We start from the raw sequence: 22,842 nt of genomic DNA, 5'->3' as shown, positions 1-22,842 counted from the left end.
GGTGCTAAAATATTAATTCCATATTGATTCCTCTGAAATAGATGGAGATGATACTCAATATTAAATAAGAACAAAATATGATGCTAAACAAAGCATTGAATAATTCAATTTTATCGATTTTAAATTTCATTTGGAGGAAGAATATAATGCCCAAAGTCAATGCAATATAAAGTAAGAAAGGCACCAAGCCCAAAATAAGAGGAGGGCCTGATAAAAGCATTTCAGTGAGAAAATATTCATTGACTAATACTATAGCAAATGTAAAGAAGGCAGAGAGTAAGGAGGAGTAAAGCAGTAAGCTTTTGCCTCTTTCATTATAAAACCATTTTCCAATATTCTGAGTATTAATCTTTTGATTCGGAATCCATAATAGAAACCCGATCAAGCTAAGAGGGACAATGAGAATAGCCAAGGTGGGATGAATATGTATCAATAATTCTTGCATACCCGCAAAATACCAAGGTGCTTTAATGGGATTCGGGCTTAGTAGTGGATTTGCATAATCCAAAAGAGGCGCGGCAAAAATCATGGAGAAAATCAATAGACCTAAAAACAAAGCTAAGGCTACTAATGCTTCTCGTATCACTAAATTAGGGTTTACTTTCACCATTTCTCTTTCCTCTGGATTTTGAACGGTAACGCCTTTTGCTTTTCTTACTAAATAGAAGTGAAGCGACATCATCACCACAAAAAGCAAGGGAAGAATAGAGGTATGTAGATTATAGAAATTCAATAAAGTGTGGCCATCCACTTCTGGTCCTCCTCTAAGGAAGTTGGACAAGCCATCGCCAATAAATGGGATATAAGAAGGCATATTGCTCACTACAGTAACGGCCCAAAATGAAAGCTGATCCCAGGGAAGTAAATATCCCGTGAAGTTAAATGCCAGAACTATTGCAAAAAGCAAAAGACCATAATACCAGTTTTTTTTTCGTTCAAAATAGATAGATTGGGTAAAGAAAACCCGAAGCAGATGCAAGAATGCAGTCACCACCATCAATTTAGCCGACCAATGATGAAGGTTTCGGAGGAGTCCACCCAAGAAAGTTTGGTTCTGCAAATTTAGTATGCTTTCGTAAGCTTGTTCTGGTGCCGGTAAATAGGAGAATCGTAGGAGTATGCCGGTAATAGCCAATATGATAAATAGTAAAGCATTGATGCCTCCTAGTCCAAAAGTTCGAGTGAATTTTATAGCAGATTTATCCACCAATGGAGGATGTAAATGCAGTAAAAAAGTGGTGAAGATACCGTAAGATTTCTTCGGTGATTTAGCGGTCATTGATTTTGGTTTATATACCTGTTAAATGAGTATACAATAATAGGGAATTTCTAGGGAATGATATAATAATTGGACTTGTTTTTTCTTGTCTTTGTTTGCAGTAGGTATGGAAATATAGTGATTAAAAAATGCCGTAGGTTTGGAATGATGCTGGACGCTACGATAAATGTAGCGATAATGATAGTATCGTCATTAACCGATGCGTCAGTAATTCAATATGAATTACCATGGGTTTTAACCCATGGTAAATGAATTCTATCTGATTTAAAAGTCGGCCAGAAGGAGAAGATTCGAAGAAATGATATCTGCCGACTTGTTTAACTAAGTTTTCTTAGTAGCGGTTTTTCTTGTTTTTTTTGAATAATTACAATCTATCCATAATGTAGGACGTTTGAACAATAAAGTTCAAATTACTCACAAATAGTACAGTATGTTTTGTGTTCATGAGCTCCTTTTAATCGGTTCTAGATGTGTGAAAAATTCAATCCGTAAAATACTTGTGTATTTGAGGATTTGGATTTTGAGCTACAAGGACGATTTGGACTTTATAGACGAACACTAATTGGTTTTATGTACGTTTGTAATAGAATTTATGTACGCACCTTATTTGAATTATGTGCGTATCAAATTAATAACTAAACCTTGATAATTTTTCACTTTCTTAGATTTGGAATTTTAACGTCTAACTGTTGATAAATAATTTATCTTTTTAAGGTATGGTTTTTTAACTTTGGTGGCGGTTGAGTCTGAGGTGAGCTTATATTCAGTTATGGACAACCATAATAAAACAATGATGTAATATATAATTTAAATTCTGAAAATGATTTGCCCAATATGTAAAAGAGATGTGCAAATTCAGCCACAAGTGGAAACGATTTGTGAGTGTTGCAAGAGCATAATTTATCAAGATGGCAATTTAGAAAGCAGTATAGTTAAACCAAATATGTCTTTCTCTTGGCCAAATTTCATAAAAGGGCTAATCATATTAATAGGGTTTGTATTCGAATTAGGATTCTTGATAACTAGTGATCTAGATAATTTTGATGTTGGGATAATACTTTTGGTTCCAATGGTCCTTGTTATCTTGCAACAACGCATTTGGTATAAATCTTACGATTTGAAAAGCTTTACGGATTTGTACGATGCTTTAATGGACAAAAGAATAAAATATTATGATTCTGGTTCATTGTTTTCTGTTTTGACAATACTTTTCATTTTATTCACAGGTTTCAGCATACTTGTTCTAGGATTATTTTTTTAAACTCTAAGGTTGAAAATTCAATTTAAAGAAAAGGTAGCTCCTAACGAAAGCTAAATTTCATGGGTGCTGAAGAACAGTTTGAAAGTTTAGAGTATTTAATAAACACAAGTATATGAGTTTATTCTGCTTTAAAAATCGGCCAGAAGAAATTTGATTCGAAGAAAGAATTTCCTGCCGGCTGGAGTAACTATATTCCTTTTGTGGAGGTTTTTCTTTGTGGTTTTTGTGACTGCTTAGTGTTCCTTTGTGCAATAGCCAATATAAAAACAGAATACAGATTTCTATTTATAAGCACTCCAAAATCTCCCCACAAATAAACTTAGAAGCTTGACCATCTCCAAAAATCCCTTCAAAGTCTTGAGGAGGGTTTGACATGAAGTTTCTATAAGATTTTAAAATGATGTCTTTATCAGCATCACAAATACGAGCAGCGCCTGCTTCTACTATTTCTACCCATTCGGTTTCTGGTCTTAATATCAAACATGGTTTTTTAAAGAAGAAGCTTTCCTTTTGTACCCCTCCAGAATCGGTAATAATCATTTTTGAGGAGTCTTCTAATAAGACCATGTCTAAAAAGGAGACCGGTGCTATCAATTGTAAGTTCTGGCAATTAGTAATTTGTGTTAACAAGTCAGGGGAGAGGACTTCCTGCATCTTTTTCTTGGTGCGTGGGTGAAGCGGTAATATGATTTTATTTTCTTGGGCAATCTCTAATAAAGCTTCAAAAATAGCTGTCAATCGCTCCGGAATATCAGTATTATTATCGCGGTGTATGGTCCCCAGAATGAAACTTCCAGCTTCCAATTTCTCGTCCACCAAAATGCTCGACTTCTCTTTGGCCAAGGTGCTAAAGTGTAAACTATTATCATACATCACATCGCCAGAATGATAAACCTTAGGACGATCTACACTAAACGGGCCCTCCTCTAATTCTTTAAATCCTTCATTTATCAAATTACGATATCCAGTGGGAGTAGGCGAGAATAAAAGGGTAGAAGCATGATCGCACATAATTCTATTGATCTCTTCGGGCATGCTTTTATTAAAAGAGCGCAGTCCGGCTTCGATATGAACTATAGGAATGTGGATTTTGCTAGCAGCAATGGCTCCAGCTAATGTAGAATTGGTATCACCATATAAAACCAGAGCATTGGGCTTTTCGCTAATTAGAATTTCTTCAATCCCTTGAATCATCTTAGCAGTTTGCTCACCATGTTTCCCAGAACCCACATTCAGATTATAATCAGGACGTGGAATACTTAACTCCTCAAAAAACACCTCCGACATATTCGCATCATAATGCTGACCCGTATGAACAATAATCTCTTTCAATTGGTCCTGAAAGTGATTTTTAATGGCTCTGCTTAATGCTGCTGCTTTTATAATTTGTGGGCGAGCCCCAATAATAGTAACGATTTTCTTCATGCTTTTGCTTTATGATGCGAAATTAATAAAAAACCTGTTGAATACTGTAAAGTAAAAGCGTCACTTTGTTCTTGGTTTCATTAGGTCATTGAGCTTGTCGAAATAGCAAAGGTTTTAACAATTTTAAGCCTTTAATGAGTGGCAAATAAATCCCTAGTTCAAACAACTTGGTGCAAATCACACTGCATAAAAAAACCAGACTTCAAGCCTGGTTTTATATCTTAGTTTAAGACAATTTCTATTGTCTGATTTCTTCTACTCTTCATCACATTAAGTGCACGAGAGTAGTTTAGGATGTTTTGTATGGCCATATCCGAAGGTCCAGATTTGATCTTTATTCCTTCTTGTTTACTTGATATGGTTTTTGCTTCTCGAGTGTAAAATTTATTCATAAATCGACTTTTGTTATTATTTATTTCCTAAAGGAAACGGCAAAAGTCGAAGCTTATTGTTTAACGTGTTAAAATAATATCTCTTTCCGAAGCAAACTTACGTAAGTTAATAATGGCATAACGCATTCTGCCTAAGGCTGTATTGATGGAAACATCAGTAGAATCAGCAATATCCTTAAAGCTCATGCCCATATAATGACGCATCTTTAAAACCTCTTTTTGGTCTGCTGGTAATTCTTCTACTAGAGCTTTTACATCCTTATGTATTTGCTCTTCTATTAATAAATCCTCCACAGAAGGGGAAGGTAAATAGATTCTCTCAAAAGGATCTTGATCATCTTTTTGTGATTGAATTGGCATTCTGTTATTTCTTCTGAAATGATCGATAATTAAGTTATGAGCAATTCTAGTTACCCAATGAATGAACTTTCCTTCTTCATTGTAAGTGCCCATTTTTAGGGTGTTGATTACCTTTATAAAGGTATCTTGAAAGATATCATCGGTAGTTTGATGACATTTAACCATGGTAAATATATAAGCGTAGAGTTTATCTTTGTGTCTGAGAATGATTTTCTCAAGGGAAGACTCGCGGCCATTCAAATAATCTCTGATGAGCTCTTTATCACTTGGTGTGAGCGCATTCATAAAACCTCCTTTTTTGATTTGATTTTTCTATAAAGAGTAGAGATTTATTCTATATGGTATCCTCCAAAGATTTAAGATTGTTAATAAAACGTGTTTTAATCAACGCAAATTAAGGAAAAAAAACACTCAGATGCAAATTTAATTAATAATTTTGCTGGAATTTTGTGAAAACAACCTCAAAAAACCTTGTTTTAAATGCAAATCAACCTTGAAAAGCTTGATCCTAAGAAATATATACTTATAAAGAATGCGCATATCCATAATCTAAAAAATGTAGATGTGGCCATTCCTCGTAATAAATTGGTCGTAATAACGGGACTTAGCGGCTCTGGAAAGTCATCATTGGCCTTCGATACGCTTTATGCCGAAGGACAAAGACGTTATGTAGAGAGTTTAAGTAGTTATGCTCGCCAGTTTTTGGGGAGGATGGATAAACCAGATGTGGAGTATATTAAAGGCATATCACCTGCCATTGCTATTGAGCAAAAAGTGATTTCTCGTAATCCTCGTTCTACGGTTGGCACGAGTACCGAAATTTATGAATACCTTAAACTTTTATTCGCTAGAGTTGGTAAGACTTATTCTCCCATTAGTGGTAAAGTGGTGAAAAGGCATGCTGTGGCCGATGTTATTGATAAAACTTTATCATGGGCTGAAGGAAGTAAATTAATGATTTCAGCTCCTGCGGAAGTACCAGAAGGTAGGGATTTCTATGATCAGTTGAAGATTATGCTTCAGCAAGGCTATACTAGAGTTGGATTAGATGGACGAGTGGAGAATATATCTACGGTTATAGAAATAGATGGTCTTGAAAAGAATAGCCTTGTTCATGTTATAATTGACAGACTTGTTGTAAAACATAATAATGAATTTGAGTCGCGCCTTGCGGATTCAGTTCAAACTGCTTTTTTCGAAGGGAAAGGAATTTGTCATCTTCATCAGATGAGCCCAGAAGGAGAAATCATTCATGAGTTCAGTAATAAGTTCGAATTGGATGGAATTACTTTTGAAGAACCTTCCTTAAATTTATTCACTTTCAATAATCCTTATGGTGCTTGTAAGCGTTGCGATGGTTTTGGGACCATCATCGGAATAGATCCCGATTTGGTGATTCCCGATAAATCCCTATCCGTTTATGAAAGCGCTATTGCTTGTTGGAAAGGTGAGAAAATGAGCGAATGGAAAAATCAATTATTGATGAATGCACACCATTTTGATTTTCCAGTACATAAACCCATTAGTGAATTATCTAAGAAAGAACATAGCCTTCTGTGGTCTGGAAATAAATATTTCGCTGGTTTAAATGAGTTTTTTAAAGAAGTAGAAGAGCAAGCCTATAAAATCCAATATAGAGTCATGCTTTCTCGTTATAGAGGAAAAACAGAATGTCCTGAATGTGAAGGGACGCGTCTTCGACATGATGCCAATTATGTAAAGATAGATGAAAAAAGCATTAGTGATTTGGTGAAGCTCCAGTTAATTGATCTTAAAGTATTCTTCGATAAAATAGAGCTTAACGATCATGATTTGCAATTGGGAAGCCGTATTCTTATAGAGATTAAAAGAAGATTGAAATTCTTGATTGATGTAGGATTGGGATATTTAAGCTTAAATAGATTGGCTGGAAGTTTATCAGGTGGAGAATCCCAAAGAATTAATTTGGCTACTTCTTTGGGGAGTAATTTGGTGGGCTCTATTTATATTTTAGATGAACCTTCCATAGGACTTCATTCTCGAGATACCTCACGATTGATTAAAGTATTGAAAGACCTCAGAGATTTAGGAAATACGGTGGTAGTGGTAGAACATGATGAAGAAATCATACGTACTGCCGATCATATTATCGACTTAGGACCCAAGGCTGGATATTTAGGCGGAGAATTGGTTTTTTCTGGCAATATGGAAGAATTACAAAAAGAAGAAAAGGGGCTTACCGCACATTATATACAGAGAAAGATGAAGGTGGCCTCTTTAGAATATACTCGAAAGTGGAGAGATTATATTGAAATCACTCATGCGGTAGAGAATAACCTGAAGAACGTAACTGTTAAGTTTCCGCTCAATAATTATACAGTGGTCACTGGAGTCAGTGGTTCGGGTAAAACGAGTTTGGTAAAAGGGATATTATATCCTGCCCTAAAGAAACATTTTGGGGGCTATGCTCAAAAAACTGGAAACTTTGGTCAGCTAAAAGGGGATTACGATAGAATCAGCGATGTGGAGATGATAGATCAGAATCCAATTGGGCGCTCCTCTCGTTCCAATCCGGCTACTTATGTAAAAGCCTGGGATGATGTTCGACAACTGTTCTCTAAAGAAAAACTTTCGACTATGAGAGGCTATAAGCCTGGTTATTTCTCTTTTAATATTCCAGGAGGTCGTTGTGAAACCTGTGAAGGCGAAGGAACGGTGAAGATTGAAATGCAGTTTATGGCTGATATCAGTTTGGTTTGTGAAGAGTGTAAAGGAATGCGTTTTAAAGATGAAGTGTTGGATGTTCAAGTTGGAGGAAAGAATGTTTTTGAAATCCTAGATATGACCATCAATCAAGCCTTGGAATTCTTTACTGAACATCAAGGACAGTATAAACTCATGACTAGCATTATCAATAAGTTAAAGCCATTGCAAGATGTGGGATTAGGCTATTTAAAAATGGGACAGGCCAGCAGTACTCTAAGTGGTGGAGAAGCCCAAAGAATTAAATTGGCCTATTATTTGTCTAAAGGCCAAAATATTGACCCTATCTTGTTTATCTTTGACGAGCCAACTACTGGTTTGCATTTCCACGATATTGATAACCTATTGAAGGCATTCTATGCATTGATAGACCAAGGGCATTCATTAATTGTGATAGAACATAATTTAGATATGGTGAAAAATGCGGATTGGATAATAGATTTGGGGCCAGAAGGAGGAGACAAAGGAGGAGAAATTGTATTTGCTGGGCTTCCGGAAGATTTATTGAAATCGGATACCCACACCGCTCAATCCTTAAAAATACATTTAGAACTTTAGAAAACGACATATTTTGGAAGAATTATTAAGTGGTTTAAACGATAAGCAGCAAGAAGCAGTAGTAAGAACAGATGGACCAATTATGGTAGTGGCGGGAGCAGGATCAGGTAAAACTAGAGTTTTGACTTATCGTATAGCCTATTTACTGAAAAAAGGAATAGATCCCTTTAATATTCTCTCCCTTACTTTTACCAATAAGGCAGCTCGTGAAATGAAAGAGCGTATCGGTAATTTGGTAGGGCATGGAATTGCTCGTTCCCTTTGGATGGGAACTTTTCACTCTGTTTTTGCTAGGATTTTGAGGGTGGAAGCCAGTTATTTAGGCTTTCCTTCCAATTTTACCATCTACGATACCGATGATAGTAAAAGCACCATGAAAGGGATTGTGAAATCTCAAAATCTAGATCCTAAGGTTTATCAAGATTCTTTTGTTTTAAGTAGAATTTCTTCGGCAAAAAATAATTTAATTTCTCCTGATGCTTACATTCAGAATGGGGAATTGATGAATCAAGATAAAAGCAGTGGGAGACCTCAAATAGCTAGTCTTTATAGACTCTATCAAAAGAAATTATTAGCCAATGCAGCAATGGATTTTGATGATTTACTCTTTAAAATAAATGTGCTGTTTAGAGATTATCCTGAAGTACTTTATAAATACCAGCAGAAGTTTAAATATGTATTGGTGGATGAGTACCAAGATACTAACTTTTCTCAGTATTTAATTGTGAAGAAGCTGTCAGCCAATAATTTAAATGTTTGTGTGGTAGGAGACGATGCACAGAGTATTTATGCTTTCCGTGGTGCTAATATTGAAAATATCCTCAATTTTCAAAAAGATTATCCAGAGCTTTTAACCGTAAAACTAGAGCAAAATTACCGTTCTACTCAGAATATTGTGAATGCTGCCAATACCGTAATTCATAATAATAAGGCTCAGATTTTTAAGAAAGTTTGGACAGAGAACAAAGTTGGCGAAAAAATAAAACTGATTAGAGCCAGCAGCGATAAAGAAGAAGGAAGCATGGTGGCTCATCAGATTTTCTCCGATCAGATGAATGAGAATAAACCATTGGATTCTTTCGCCATTCTATATAGAACCAATGCCCAATCGCGTTCTATGGAGGAGGCCTTAAGGAGATTGAATTTACCCTATCGCATTTTTGGTGGATTATCTTTCTATAAGCGTAAAGAAATAAAAGATTTATTGGCTTATTTCCGTTTGACTATCAATTCTGCCGATGAGGAAGCTTTGAAAAGAGTCATCAATTATCCCGTCCGAGGTATTGGTAAAACCACCATGGAAAAGATAATTGTTGCCAGTGGACAACATGGAATGCCTTATTGGGATATCATGAAGCAATCGAAATCTATGCAGTTGGGATTGAATTCAGGTACCACTAATAAACTAGTAGATTTTGTGACCATGATAGAAAGTTTCAAGGCACAGTTGAAGGATTTAAATGCTTATGATTTAGGGCAAGAGATTGGTAAATCAACAGGATTATTATCCACCTTATATATTGATAAAACGCCTGAAGGAGTCTCCCGTTTCGAAAATGTAGAAGTGCTGATGGGCGGTATTAAAGAGTTTGTGGAGACAGACAATGCTGATCCTGTAACTGGAGAAGTACGAGTGAAAACCCTGGAGGAATTTATGCAAGATATTGCTTTATTAACAGATGCTGATGAGCAAGATAAAGATGATAGACCAAAGGTTTCTCTGATGACCATCCACCAAGCTAAAGGTTTGGAATTTCCTTTTGTGCATATTGTTGGCGTGGAGGAGAACCTTTTCCCTTCTATGATGTCATTAAACTCTAGAGCTGATTTGGAAGAGGAGAGGAGGCTGTTTTATGTGGCTTTAACTAGAGCAGAAAAGAAAGTGAGTATATCATATGCTGAGTCTAGGTTTAAATGGGGAAAATTAGATTATTGTGAGCCAAGTCGTTTTATCGATGAAATAGCTCCAGAATATCTTGATTTACCAAGAAGGCCGAAACCCAAGAAAATGGAACCCATGGGAGGTGGAATTAGAATTAAAGCAAAAACTGTAGAAGCCAAAACTCCTCCAAGACCATCCTACAAAAAAGTAGAAACAAGTACTCCTACATCTAATATTGTAAATAGACCTACATCCTCATTAAAAGCTAGTGATCCAGATGATATTATTGAGGGAATGAATGTAGAACATCAAAGGTTTGGTCAAGGTGTAGTTATTAAATTAGAAGGGCAAGGAGCCAATAAAAAGGCAAAAGTGAAGTTTAAAGAAGGAGAGAAACAATTAATTTTAAGGTTTGCAAGGCTTCGAATTGTAAAATAATTTTATATTTGCAATGATTTCCTACAATAAGCATCAAATATTTACAGGATTTAATAATATTACCCAAAAAAGTGAATCTTTTCACCTAACAAATTTTTAATGGATTATAATACTTCACGAAACAAACTTGTTATTCCAGAATATGGTCGTAATGTTCAGAAAATGGTAGAATATGCCAAGAGCATCGAAGACAGAGACAAGCGAACAGAATCAGCTAAATACATTGTAAAAGTAATGGCTAATTTGAATTCTCAAGCTGGGACCTATGGCGATTACAATCAGAAAATCTGGGACCATTTTTATATTATCGCTAATTTTGACTTAGATGTGGATTCTCCATATCCAATGCCAGACCGAGATAAGATTGCGGCTAAACCCAAACCAATGAAATATGCCGATGATAACTTGAAATTTAGAACTTATGGCAGAAACTTACAAGGTATCATAGATAAAGCATGTGAATTTGAGGAAGGTGAAGAGAAGCAAGCCTTGATTAAATTGATCGCATACAATTTAAAGAAAACATACCTTACTTGGAATCGTACATCAGTTGATGATGATCATATAAAAGATGATTTAGTAAGAATGAGTGGAGGTAAACTGTCTGTTCCTGATGATTTTGTATTTCCTAGTACTCAAGAAATTATTGGTAATAAGAAGTCTACAGGTAGCCAGCAAAAAGGTGGCTATCAATCCAAAAGCAATAGTAAGTACAAGCAAAAGACTGGTCGTTACGATAATAATCGTCCTAGTGGTCGAAGCAATTATACTTCAAATAGAAAAAGAACCAATTAAAAAAAACACCATTCCCATGAGTTCATTTCTGATAGAGGGAGGGCATAAATTATCAGGTGATATTCATCCGCAAGGAGCTAAAAATGAGGCTCTTCAGATTCTTTGTGCTGTTCTGTTAACACCAGAGGAGGTTATTATCAATAACATTCCAGACATTCGTGATGTCAATAAATTAATAGATATTTTAGCTGAAATGGGAGTGAAAGTTGAGAAACTAGCTCCTGGTAAATTTAGCTTCAAAGCTGATGAAGTAAATTTAGATTATCTACATTCTGAAAATTTCATTAAAAAAGGTGGAATGCTAAGAGGCTCGGTAATGCTTATGGGGCCATTATTGGCCAGGTTTGGAAAAGCCTTAATTCCAACTCCAGGCGGTGATAAAATCGGTAGAAGAAGATTAGATACTCACTTTATTGGATTGGAAAAATTAGGAGCTCAGGTTAACTATAATAAAGAAGGTAACTATTATGAGGTAATAGCTAAACAGCTTACCGGTAATTATATGCTTCTAGACGAAGCTAGTGTGACAGGTACTGCTAATGTATTGATGGCTTGTGTAATGGCTAAAGGTAAGACAACTATCTTTAATGCTGCTTGTGAACCTTATTTACTCCAATTGGCACGTATGTTGAGTCGAATGGGAGCTAAAATAGATGGTATAGGAAGTAATTTATTAAAAATTACTGGTGTTGATAGATTAGGAGGAACAGAGCATACTATGCTTCCTGATATGATTGAGATAGGTAGTTTTATTGGTTTAGCAGCAATCACAAAATCAGAAATTACCATTAAAAATGTACATTACGAGGAATTAGGGATTATTCCTCAAGTATTTCAAAAACTAGGAATACAAATGGAATTAAGAGGAGATGACTTATATGTTCCTGCTCAAGATTCATATCAAGTACAAAAGTATAGGGATGGAGCCATCCTTACCATTTCTGATGCACCCTGGCCTGGGTTTACTCCAGATTTAATTAGTATTGCTATTGTTACCGCTATACAGGCTAAGGGTAGTGTACTTGTACATCAGAAGATGTTTGAAAGTAGACTGTTCTTTGTGGATAAACTGATAGATATGGGTGCTCAGATTATTCTTTGCGATCCTCATAGAGCTACAGTGATTGGTAGTGATCATCAAAATAAACTACATGGTATACGAATGACCTCTCCAGACATTAGAGCTGGGGTAGCTTTGCTAATTGCTGCATTATCAGCTGAAGGAACTTCAATTATTGATAATATCGAACAAATAGATAGGGGTTATCAAAATATAGATGAACGTCTTAATCAACTAGGGGCAAAAATAAAACGCATATAAAACGTTTGATCATTATACCCGTACATTAATCCTTAGAAATCCTTGGTTTGTTCAATTGTATATTTTTCTTTTTATATTAGAAGTAATTTTAATCTTTTAATACTCATCTTGAAGATATCATGATATGAACAGTGCAAATCAAATTAATTCTAAGAAAAACAATTTAGAGATTGTTGAGCTTGATTTGCATTTAATAAAGATTACTATTAAAGGTGACTTGTCATTGGTTTCTCTGTTAGAAATTGAAAAATATTTTTCTAAAGAAAAGGAGAATAAGCAAACCATATATGTAATTCTCGATTTAAACGAATTTATTTCCATAGAGTTTAAGGCCAAGCAATATGTTTTTGAAAATAATTTCTTTCCACATAAAGGTTTCGAAATTCTTGTATATGGATTAAAGATAGGGTATAGTGCAAATTTGCATTTACTATTTCATAATGATTCCAATATTACTGTATTTGAATTTGATACTGAAGATCAGGCATTAATCAAAGCTAAAGAGTTAAGTAGCCTAGAGAAAATGAATACTTTAGCCATCGGACCTTCCTCATTTACTGGGATAATAAAGGATAATATTAAAATTATCGATAAGAGTTTTATTATGATTCATGATAAGAGTTGGAATTATCAGCACCCAAGCAATTCATATTATTATAAAATAGATCTCTTAGATGCCAATATTTTTATTTCTCGGCCAGTGGGTTATATAGAAGAAGAAAACTCCCTATCAGCAAATGTGCTTTTTGATAAAGTAGTTTATAAATTATTAGGAACGAAAGCCCATTATTATCGAATCCAGGATTATACGGAGGTATTGAGTAGTAGCTTGTCAGCTCGTAGAGACTTTACCAATTATATCATTAATAATATAAATCGAATAGATTTAATGGTTTTTTATGGTTTGAATTCATTTATGAAGGCCATTGTTAAGTTTGGGAAACTCATTCATCCAAAGTTCTATAAGGTGAAAATCGCTGATTCATTTGAGGAGGCAGTAAAGTTAGTTTTGAATCATAAATATGGCCAAACTTATTTTAAAGAAAACGCTGAAATTGAAGGAAATAAAAAGGAGAATGGTGATGTTTTTAATGAATTATTGGCTCTAAGAAAAGAAAATGAGAAACTTAAAATAGCTAGTGATGTAGAAAAAAGAAAGATTCTCGAAGCTATTGGAGGGGTTTTGTGGTCAGATGATTATGAAATGGAAAATGTTTTGGATAACCCTAGTAGTGATTATAAAGATATATATAATGCCTTAAAGGTGTTAAAGCAAGATATCAATGAGATTAATCAAAAGAGAGAGAAATCAACAAAGCAATTACTCAACCAAACTCAAATTTTGACTAAGGAAGTAAAGGATTGTAAAGAATTTATTTATCGAAGTAAAAATAGTAAAAAGGAATACTTTGATATGTTTAATTTTGAAATTCGTTCTCCATTACAAAGTATATTGTCTAATGTTGAATTGTTAAGTAGAAAAGATAAAACTAAAGAAAATAAGGAGGTGATATCGCAACTAATGGAGTCTAGTATTTTGATTAATAAGCGATTAAAACGGCACTTTGTATTAGGGGATTATCCCTATGATATAAAGGAATACTCCTCCACTGTTTTTAATGTTGATAAAACTATTCAATTAATAGTCAATGCGAATTTGGAGAATTCTATTAGTAAAGGCTTAAACTTGATAATTGAAAAGGATGAAATGGTTCCTAAATATTTAATTGGTGATGAGGATAAACTTCAATTAATTATTGAACAGTTTGTAACTAACGCGATATATTTTACGAATCAAGGGAATATTATTATTAGAACCAAATTGATAGAGGATTATGAGACTTCGGTAAAAATTTCTTTTGAAGTAGAAGACTCTGGTGTTGGAATGACGCAAGAGATGCCAAATCAGATAAGATTTGGTGAGGATTTGAATGATTTTTATACTTTAAATAGCCAAGGTGTTGGATTTGCTATACTCAAGCAATTAGCTGGAATTATTAATGGGGAAATAGGTGTAAAGAGTGTTGTAAATGAGGGTTCTATGTTTTTTATTCAAGTAAAGTTTAATAAAGGTGTATTTTCAAAAGAGATGAATTTAAAACCAAGGACTTTGGTGAAGAATCTTTTTTCTAAAAAGCTAAGCGATAAAAAATTACTCTTTATTCTCGAAGATTTTTCCTTAAAATCAGTGTATTTAAGTCAATTTGATGAAATTGGAATTCAAGCTAAATTTGCTAATAATAGAACTCACGCTTCTGCTCTTCTAAAAACAGGTAAATTAGACTTTATTTTGGTTGAAGCTCCAATAAAGCAAAGTGATGTATTTAACCTTCTTCATTTGATTCAAGAAAATTTAAAACTACAATTAGAGGCAAGTACTAAAGTTGTTTTCATTATGTCTTCGCCAGATATCAAATATAGAAATCAAATATTGAGTGATGGATGTGATGCCATCATCAATAAACCTTACCAAATATTTGAATTAAAAACATTGCTTGAAAGTTTAATAGCTTAGGTAGAAGAAGGAAACGGGGTTATGTTTCTAGGGTAAATGCTACTTTGCATGTAAGCCACATTCTTTTGATTCTGGGTCTTCCCACCACCAACGTCCGGCTCTAACATCTTCTCCTTCTTGTATAGCTCTTGTGCAGGGTTGGCATCCAATGCTTGGAAATCCTTGATTGTGTAATTTGTTATAAGGAATATTGTTCTTTTTAATATAACCCCACATATGTTCTTCGGTCCAATCGATTAGAGGGTTGAGTTTAAGAAGGCCATTATTTTCGTCCCATTCTACTATTTGCATATCTGTTCTAGTAACTGATTGCTCTCTTCTAAGTCCACAAATCCATACATCTAAGCCTTTAAATGCACGCTTTAGAGGCTCCATTTTTCGTGTATTGCAGCATTGTTTGCGATTTTCTATACTGTTGAAAAACAAATTAACACCTTTTTCATTCACCATCTTTTGAACCTCTTCATATTTTGGAAAATACACTTGAATATTAATTCCATATCTTTGGTTAGTTCTATCAATTAGATCATAGGTTTCTGGGAATATCCTACCAGTATCCAATGTGAAAATAGGAGTAGAGGAGTCCATTTGACAAATCATATGTGTTAGCACTTGATCTTCGGCTCCCATACTATTTGATAAAGCAATCTTACCTTTATACTCTTTTAAAAACCATGAAATTACTTCTTCAGGACTTTTGTTAGTTACTTTTTTCCTTATTTCAGAGATATCTGTTGGGGTCATAATGATTCAATTTTGCTGCAAATATATGGATTTCTCAGCGGTAATATATCAGTTATTATTCATTTTTAAATATGGAGAATAGTGATAAAAGAATGCTTTTAGTAGCCTAAGGTTTTAATGCCGATTTACATAGAAAAGTTTCCGAATTAGAATGTGCTATCTTTCTGAAATTCTGTTCTCCTAAAAATGCTCTTAGGTCAACTCCAAACCTTCTTTCGTCAGATTCGGTTTCTACCATGTAATAATCAGAACCAAATAATATTTTAGAATTGATTTTATCATCGCACATCAAGACCTTAAGAAGAGAAAAATAACTCTTGTCATTCATAGTGAAACTAATATCGGTATAGAAATAAGGATATTGCTCTAACATTTCTCTAATAATACTAAACCAATTATCTGGATTCCCAGGCTGCTCTATATATTCATTCCATTGGTCTCCAGAGCCAAAATGGGCAGCACAGATTTTTAAATCCGGAAAATCTGTCATTACATATTTGTAGTTGTTGGGATGTGTAAAATATGAACATAGTTCTTTCTTACTTTTCTTTTTTGTATCAATGTGTAGTTTGGATCTTTTTAGGAGCTCATAAATTTCGTTTTTACTTCCTTTATAATGCACTGGATTTTTCGGACTACAATGAGCTATCACTGGTAGTTTTTGTTTTTGACAATACTCATAAATAGGATAAAGTCGTTCATCATATGGAAATATACCAAGGGGAGGGTAGAGTTTAAGACCGTGAAAATCATGTTGCTCTATGTATTCTTTAAATATTTCTAAGCTATTTGGTCTACGGGGATCTATATGAATAAATGGTAAGACCTTATTGGGATATCTTTTTTTTACTGTGGCAAGTTCATCGAGTTGTTTTATATATGATCTTGGAACTTTACCTGCACCCATATAGGCCATGTCCATAGGAAGAATTGCAAAGCGAGTTTTTTCAGGATAGAATTTAGAGCATTCTTCAAATATCTTCTCTTGGCTTTTTAATTTCCCAATTTTGATAAATTTCACATATCGGTCAAGCAGATCTTTTTCCGAAAATGGATTTGCATGATTTAATAGCGTAGTGAAAATATTGGCACCAAAGTTACTAGCCAATAATCGAACCAATCCTAAAGGTAAGAATTTACGCGGAATATCTATATCTCGGAAAGTGTGGATATGCGAATTGTAAATGGTATATGACATGATGCGAGCGATTTTAAATGATTTGGGCTATAAAGTTAGTGTAAATCTTTATCCCATAATGGTTGTTCGTCTAAAATAATCCTCTTTTGTAAAAAAACAGGTGTGAATTGCAGGCATAAAAAAAGGCGGTAATCCTAAGATTGCCGCCTGTAAATATTTTAATATTGCTTATAAACAAGGATCAATAACTGTGAATATCATTTGGATTGCAGGGTTTTGACCACTATCCCATAAGATAATACCAGCGTATCCACTAGGAGGAACCACGTAACCAGCACCATTAACCATCACATCATTTAAGATGGTTAAAGCTTGTCCACTTGGTGTGAAAGTATCAGCATCAGTAATGCCCCAAATTACATCTTGAACAATTGCGTAGCTTGATGGGTTGTCATAATCCCAACCATCAATATAATCACCAATATGGTTGAAGAAATAGTTAACAATAACGGTTTCTTCAGATGTTAGTGGGAAATTATCAGGAAGTGTTGTTGATAAAGAATTATAAGCTGTGGTATTGCTAAAAGTTTGACCTAAACCAATTGTATTTTCTTTGTCTCCACAATAAACACCGAAAGTACCATTTGAAAGATTATAACCATTTCCTATACCAGAGAATGTCACATCAAAATATGTTCCTTGTGAACCAGGTGAAGAACCGCCAGTTACCATAGTGAATTCACCATCAGGAAGATTCATCCAGTAAGGGAAATTATAATCAGAATTCTGATATTGACAGCTACCAATTACAAAGTCAACAACACCGTCTTCTCCAGCATTTGGACCAACCTCGTCTTGAACGTCCCATACAGTAATCAATTCATAATCGAAAGTATCACCACTTGGAAGTAAAACCCATAATTCGAATGTAAAGTTATCTTCTTTGCTTAAGTCATTAGGCCAGTATATCTCTAAACAAGAACCAACACCTAAAAATGAAGTATTATCAAATACTCTTATAGGAGTAGACTCACCTTCTTTAAATACTTTAACTTGGAAAATGGCTGGCATATCCATTTGAACGCCTTCTGGCTGATCTGCATACAAACTTCCTGCAAAGTCTTCGTAACAACCGGTACAAATATCACCGAAGAAGCATAGTTTTTCAATTTTGATATCGTTAAATTGAAACCATGTGAAACCGAAAGATTCATAGAATAGGTCTTCAAAACATAATACATCAACTGTGATTTGTTTTTTGTAGAAAGCCTCAACAGCAATATTAAGATTTAATTTGTTTTCAATTAGATCATAATATTCGCTACCTGGTTGTGGAGATGCTTTAACTAAAATATCATCAGACTCATCAGCTGGAGTTCCGTTGATATTATAAACCAAGAAGCTAGACATAGTGTATTCACCAACAGGTAATTTGATAACTTGAGTTAGCATTTCACCATCTACAGTATAAATATCACTTGTATAAGTAACACCATCAATAACGAACTTTACATAATCCATTTCAATGTTTGCACATTCTGGAACATCACTTTTGAAGTTGAAGTCTGTTTGTTCAATTTTGAATTCAAAGCCAGATTCAGCAGGAGCTTGGTCTTGTTCTTTGTCTTTGTCGCAAGCTGTAAACAATAATGCTACTGCCGCGGTCATCGATAAAAGTAATTTTCTCATTTTATTTATTTTTAGTTTTGAAATTTTATTTAATTCCTGTTTTGATTATGCTTTTCCTACATTAATAATGATGCCAATTATGTAATGTATTGAAATACAGGATTTAATAATTTTGTATTCAATAAGGAAAGTGTCCATAGATTGGAATCAGTAAGCGTATTGGGAAAATATTATCGATTTTATTAACAGTCAGGTTTTAGATTTGTAATTTTTTATCAATTTAAATACTAATGAAAATAGAATTGCTTAATTGGCGTATAGTAGTCCTTTTGAATATTAATAAATGTTTTTAGTCATTGATGGATAATAAATCATTGGGTAGTTTGTTATAATTATTAATTTTGCAAAGAATCTATTTTAAATGAGAAAAGTTGTTTTATTAATTATTATTGGCCTTTTGGGCTTATTAAATGGTGTGAAGGCTAGTGAGAAGGATTATACGCTTCCTCCAGCCATTATATTGCCAATAGATTCTATTAAAGTATATGATTCTGGGACTTATTGGAGGTGGGAAGGAAGAACTCGTCTTAATATGAATACTATTTTATTAAGCAATTGGGCTGATGGTGGAGAAAGCTCTTTTTCTACAACAGCATATTTTGATTTAGTGGCAAAGTATGAGAAAGGAAATTTTAAATTTGAGAATTATTTAAATACTGCATATGGCTTACAATTATATAGATATTCTGGGACACGTAAATCTGAGGATAAATTAAATTTAAACTCCAGTGTTGCTCATCAATTTGTTAAGAATTATTTTTATAATGCCCAGTTAGATTTCAAAAGCCAATATAGTGAAGGTTTTAAATATCCTAATGATTCTACTGTGGTATCTGATTGGTTTGCACCAGCATACCTAACTTTGTCTTTGGGCATTGAAAATAAATCTATCGAAGGTTTATCTATGTTTTTTGCTCCAGTAGCAGGTAAACTAATATTTGTAATGAATCAAGATTTGGCAGATGCGGGTAGCTACGGTGTTAAAGCAGCTGTTAAGGATGAGGAAGGTAATATATTAGTTCCTGGTGATAATATAAAGGCTGAATTGGGGGTTAATATAAAATTAAGATATAGAAAAGAATTGTTTAAAAACATAGATGTAAGTTCAACTATGAATTTATATAATAACTATGCAGATCCTGACCCTTCTAATCAATGGAATATCGATGTGGATTGGGAAACACTATTCGATTTTACCATTAATAAGTATTTTGTAGCCAACCTTTACTTACATATGATTTATGATCATAATGTAAAAGTTCCTGAATATGAGGTGGTTGATGGTGATAGGATTAAAACTGGAGAAAGTATTAATTTACAAGTGAAACAAAATTATGGTTTTGGAATTGCATTTAAATTTTAATTCTTAACTGAGCTCTCACTTCTGTTTTATTTCCTCCTTCTATGGTATTTAATCCACTACCTATCTCGTTAACATTTTCGTACCATGTGTGTCCTAGCTTAAACCAGAACTGGAAAGTGGTGTTTATTCTGTAGTTGAAAACAAAATATGCACGGACTCCTCTATTATAATAGGCTGGTATGGAGAATACATAAAGCAAATCATTTTCGTAGGCGTATAATCTACTGTTATAGTCTTCTACATCGAAAAGCGCAAATCGCGTACTCATAGCTAAATTCTGATTTTTACTTTTATAATTAATATCTTGATAGATTAAAAAGCCTGGTTTTTGTCCCACATCTTTCGACTCAAATATCTGGTATTCAATTCTGTTTTTCAGCGTAAATAAAGGGTGTACTTGATAGGAAATATGATATCTTAAGCCATATTTTACTTGATTTTCAAGCCTTGATGTCATGGCATATTCTTCAGTATAATTCAGCATTTTGTTTTTATACTTGGCCCTGAATTGCATTTGTACTTTGCGGCTGTATTCATAATTTAACAAGGCCAAAAACTCACTTCCATAGGAAGGTGCATCTGTTCTGTAACGCAGCCAAGGAGAACTAAATAAGTCTACATAAGTATTAAGGTGTAGTTTTTTGGAGATTTGAAAACTTAAGCCTGTATAGATTCCTCTTTCGTTTTTATTGACTGTATTTTCTCCAAATGCTGCACCGAAAAGGTTGTTATACTTCTCATTATAATTTCTAAATAAAATGGCTAAGGCTACTCTATTACTCAAAGGGGCATTTAATCCAGCAAGATAAGCCAGCCCTCCATCAATATTATAACTGAATTCTCCAAAAAAATCAACATTTTTGAACCTAAATTGAAAATCTGAGCCAATCACTGTATTCTCATTTCCAGTGAAATTATAATATTGATAAGGGGTTCCTGTTGGTAATAATTCTTTATTGAGGATGGCATGAGAGGCAATAAGTCCAATGCTAAATAATTTTTTAGTGTATTTAATTCTTCCTCCCATCAATTGTACTTGAATGGAGTTTTTCTTTAAAAGCTCATTTACGGTTCTATGAAACCCTGTTCCATTAATGGATTCTACAAAATTGGTTTCCTGATCTTCGGCTCCATAATAACTAGAGGCGTCTTGTTCTTTAGAAGAATAGAATGCAGTGAATAACCAGCTTCCTTTAGAAATTTGGGCTGCTGCACCTCTTAAGAATTTGTTTTCGTCGGTAGAAGTATTAGCTTTTATGCCTCTTTCGTATTTCTTAATGTTCAGGGCATTGCTCGATTTTCCAAAGGCTAAGGATGACCACATATTTAAACCTTGTCCGAATTGCAGGTGGTAATCTCCAACTACTGCTTGGTCGAGGATTCCAATTTTTTGAACAAATAGATGAGCAGTGTAAAAATCAAAGCCTTTTTTTATTTTATCTCCAATTAATGAATCTAAAACGGGATGATCAATGTTTTCGAAAAACACTTCTCCAGCGTCTTTTTCAGCTACTAAACCGGCACTCACCATATTTGAGTACTTAAATTGATATTTTAAGTAATATTTATTAGCATCTCCCAAGTATTTTGAGTTAGGGCTTGCTGACCAGGTGGAATCGGTCCTGTTTTTATAACCTTCAGCTTCTTGCACCGTTCTCTGGTAACGGGTAAATATCTGATGACTACCATATTTGAATATTCTTGAAGGTTTTACCTGAACAGACTCCTCTAAGGGTCCTGCTTTAATAAAAGGAGTGAGGTTTATAATGTTTTGCGGACTAAAGCCATCAATAAGAAGAAGTTCTTGAGGGCTAAATACATATCCATTGCTATCAATATATTGTCGAAGGTTACGATATTGTAGCTCATCGAGTAAAAATAAGGAAACGAGGCTTTGGCTTTCTGTGGAGTTAATATTTACTGGGTTCTGATTTAAATCTAAAAATTCATCCAGTAAATCTGAATAATCAAATTCGGTCTCCGATTTTTCCGTTAAATCCTCAATGATATTTTTAATGACAGCCTCTTGAGAATAGGCCTGATAAGGTATAGAGAAAATTCCCAAAATGAGAATGATAAAAATCAGCTTCCAAATATGTAGGATTTTAAGATTCATTATTTCAAATTAAACTGTAATGAAACACGTGGCGTAAAGCCTAAAGTCTGATGATAACCTGTTCCAATATCCAAAATCAACCTGTCCCACTTCAATCCGAAACCAAAAGTATATAATCCGGGATTAGTGGCTACACCAATTCTTGCAATGAAACGCTCGACTATCATATACTGTAGTCCAAATTTATAAATAGTCTTTTGATCTAATACTTTTTCGGCTTCAGTGGCAAGATATAAGCGTTCATCAACTTGATAAAGGAGTCCAAGTTTGAAAGAAATGGGTATATCTTCTTTACTTTGTTCTCCTATCTGCATTCCGATAGGATTAAAGAGGTGAGCTCCGAGTTCTAGTTTTTCACTCAATTTACTATATAAACTCAATTCGAAACTTACTGCTTGGGCAGAACCATAGTCATTGCCAATAAAAGTTCTAAAATAATCTAGTTGTATTCCAATGGCTAAGTATTTACCTAATGTTTTACCATAGGCCAAACCAATTTTTTGTTCATTATATTGTTCGTAGCCGAAATACTTCATGTTGACACCGATACTACCAAATCCGGTAGGCATGGCAAATCCCAGTGTTTTTGTGCTCAGATTTTTATCTACAAAATAGCCTTGGTCATAATCTAAACCAATGGTCATTTTATTATAATAGGCCAATGCAGCTTGATTATTATGGAGATTGTTAAAATCAATACCTACCACACTAATGGTTCCTAAAGATGCAGATTTTGCACCAATGGATGTAGGATCGTGGGCAGATTTAACTTGCGCAGAGATTAACAAAAGAATTAGAAAAAACAGTTTATTTTTCATCTTATT

At 34.1% G+C, this 22,842-nt stretch carries 15 protein-coding genes; 6 read left to right on the top strand and 9 right to left on the bottom strand.

The window, feature by feature from the left end; genetic code table 11:
- Window positions 1-4: 4 nt before the first annotated feature.
- The 4 genes from HNS38_RS06815 to HNS38_RS06800 form a co-directional block, all read right to left on the bottom strand.
- The gene (locus HNS38_RS06815) at window positions 5-1,279 is read right to left on the bottom strand and encodes a cytochrome b N-terminal domain-containing protein (RefSeq protein WP_172346181.1); all 1,275 of its coding nucleotides are present in this window, start codon (window positions 1,277-1,279) and stop codon (window positions 5-7) included.
- Between the two features lie 1,546 nt (window positions 1,280-2,825).
- Complete coding sequence (gene wecB, locus HNS38_RS06810; protein WP_172346180.1) at window positions 2,826-3,965, bottom strand: non-hydrolyzing UDP-N-acetylglucosamine 2-epimerase; 1,140 nt, start codon at window positions 3,963-3,965, stop codon at window positions 2,826-2,828.
- Window positions 3,966-4,186: 221 nt separating this feature from the next.
- Entirely contained in the window at window positions 4,187-4,357 is a 171-nt protein-coding gene (locus tag HNS38_RS06805; RefSeq protein ID WP_172282241.1) for a hypothetical protein, read from the bottom strand.
- 60 nt (window positions 4,358-4,417) lie between these two features.
- Window positions 4,418-5,002, bottom strand: a complete 585-nt coding sequence (locus tag HNS38_RS06800; RefSeq protein WP_172282239.1) for an RNA polymerase sigma factor — start codon at window positions 5,000-5,002, stop codon at window positions 4,418-4,420.
- A 195-nt stretch (window positions 5,003-5,197) separates the two neighbouring features.
- Between HNS38_RS06800 and uvrA the strand changes: the two genes are divergently transcribed.
- The 5 genes from uvrA to HNS38_RS06775 all read left to right on the top strand — a co-directional run bounded on the left by uvrA (window position 5,198) and on the right by HNS38_RS06775 (window position 14,968).
- Complete coding sequence (gene uvrA / locus HNS38_RS06795; RefSeq protein WP_172282237.1) at window positions 5,198-8,017, top strand: excinuclease ABC subunit UvrA; 2,820 nt, start codon at window positions 5,198-5,200, stop codon at window positions 8,015-8,017.
- 13 nt (window positions 8,018-8,030) lie between these two features.
- Window positions 8,031-10,337 (top strand): ATP-dependent helicase, encoded by a 2,307-nt coding sequence (locus HNS38_RS06790; protein WP_216663651.1) that lies wholly within the window; start codon window positions 8,031-8,033, stop codon window positions 10,335-10,337.
- A 99-nt stretch (window positions 10,338-10,436) separates the two neighbouring features.
- Entirely contained in the window at window positions 10,437-11,132 is a 696-nt protein-coding gene (locus HNS38_RS06785) for a DUF4290 domain-containing protein (protein ID WP_172282235.1), read from the top strand.
- A gap of 16 nt (window positions 11,133-11,148) precedes the next feature.
- Window positions 11,149-12,453, top strand: coding sequence for a UDP-N-acetylglucosamine 1-carboxyvinyltransferase (murA, locus tag HNS38_RS06780; RefSeq protein WP_172282232.1), 1,305 nt, complete (start codon window positions 11,149-11,151; stop codon window positions 12,451-12,453).
- Between the two features lie 124 nt (window positions 12,454-12,577).
- On the top strand, window positions 12,578-14,968 hold the full coding sequence (locus tag HNS38_RS06775) for an ATP-binding protein (protein ID WP_172282230.1): 2,391 nt from the start codon (window positions 12,578-12,580) through the stop codon (window positions 14,966-14,968).
- A 39-nt stretch (window positions 14,969-15,007) separates the two neighbouring features.
- Here HNS38_RS06775 and HNS38_RS06770 read toward each other — a convergent pair whose 3' ends face one another.
- The 3 genes from HNS38_RS06770 to HNS38_RS06760 form a co-directional block, all read right to left on the bottom strand.
- A complete protein-coding gene (locus HNS38_RS06770) occupies window positions 15,008-15,712 on the bottom strand; it encodes a phosphoadenylyl-sulfate reductase (protein WP_172282228.1) in 705 nt (234 codons plus the stop codon).
- 106 nt (window positions 15,713-15,818) lie between these two features.
- Complete coding sequence (locus tag HNS38_RS06765) at window positions 15,819-16,910, bottom strand: amidohydrolase family protein (RefSeq protein ID WP_172282226.1); 1,092 nt, start codon at window positions 16,908-16,910, stop codon at window positions 15,819-15,821.
- A 168-nt stretch (window positions 16,911-17,078) separates the two neighbouring features.
- Window positions 17,079-18,539, bottom strand: a complete 1,461-nt coding sequence (locus HNS38_RS06760; RefSeq protein ID WP_172282224.1) for a hypothetical protein — start codon at window positions 18,537-18,539, stop codon at window positions 17,079-17,081.
- Between the two features lie 361 nt (window positions 18,540-18,900).
- Here HNS38_RS06760 and HNS38_RS06755 point away from each other — a divergent pair, with 361 nt between their 5' ends.
- Entirely contained in the window at window positions 18,901-19,902 is a 1,002-nt protein-coding gene (locus tag HNS38_RS06755) for a DUF3078 domain-containing protein (RefSeq protein WP_172282222.1), read from the top strand.
- On the opposite strand, the gene HNS38_RS06750 is transcribed toward HNS38_RS06755, so the two are convergent.
- Together HNS38_RS06750 and HNS38_RS06745 are read right to left on the bottom strand one after the other, a co-directional pair.
- A complete protein-coding gene (locus tag HNS38_RS06750) occupies window positions 19,892-22,018 on the bottom strand; it encodes a hypothetical protein (protein ID WP_172282220.1) in 2,127 nt (708 codons plus the stop codon). The genes HNS38_RS06755 and HNS38_RS06750 overlap by 11 nt on opposite strands.
- A complete protein-coding gene (locus HNS38_RS06745; RefSeq protein WP_172282218.1) occupies window positions 22,018-22,836 on the bottom strand; it encodes a hypothetical protein in 819 nt (272 codons plus the stop codon). The genes HNS38_RS06750 and HNS38_RS06745 overlap by 1 nt, the downstream gene beginning before the upstream one ends.
- Window positions 22,837-22,842 lie beyond the last annotated feature (6 nt).

Origin of the sequence: Lentimicrobium sp. L6 (assembly GCF_013166655.1) — a bacterium.
Lineage (GTDB): Bacteria > Bacteroidota > Bacteroidia > Bacteroidales > UBA12170 > UBA12170.
Note: the sequence above shows the minus strand (reverse complement) of the source record. Positions and strands in the feature narration are given on the sequence as shown.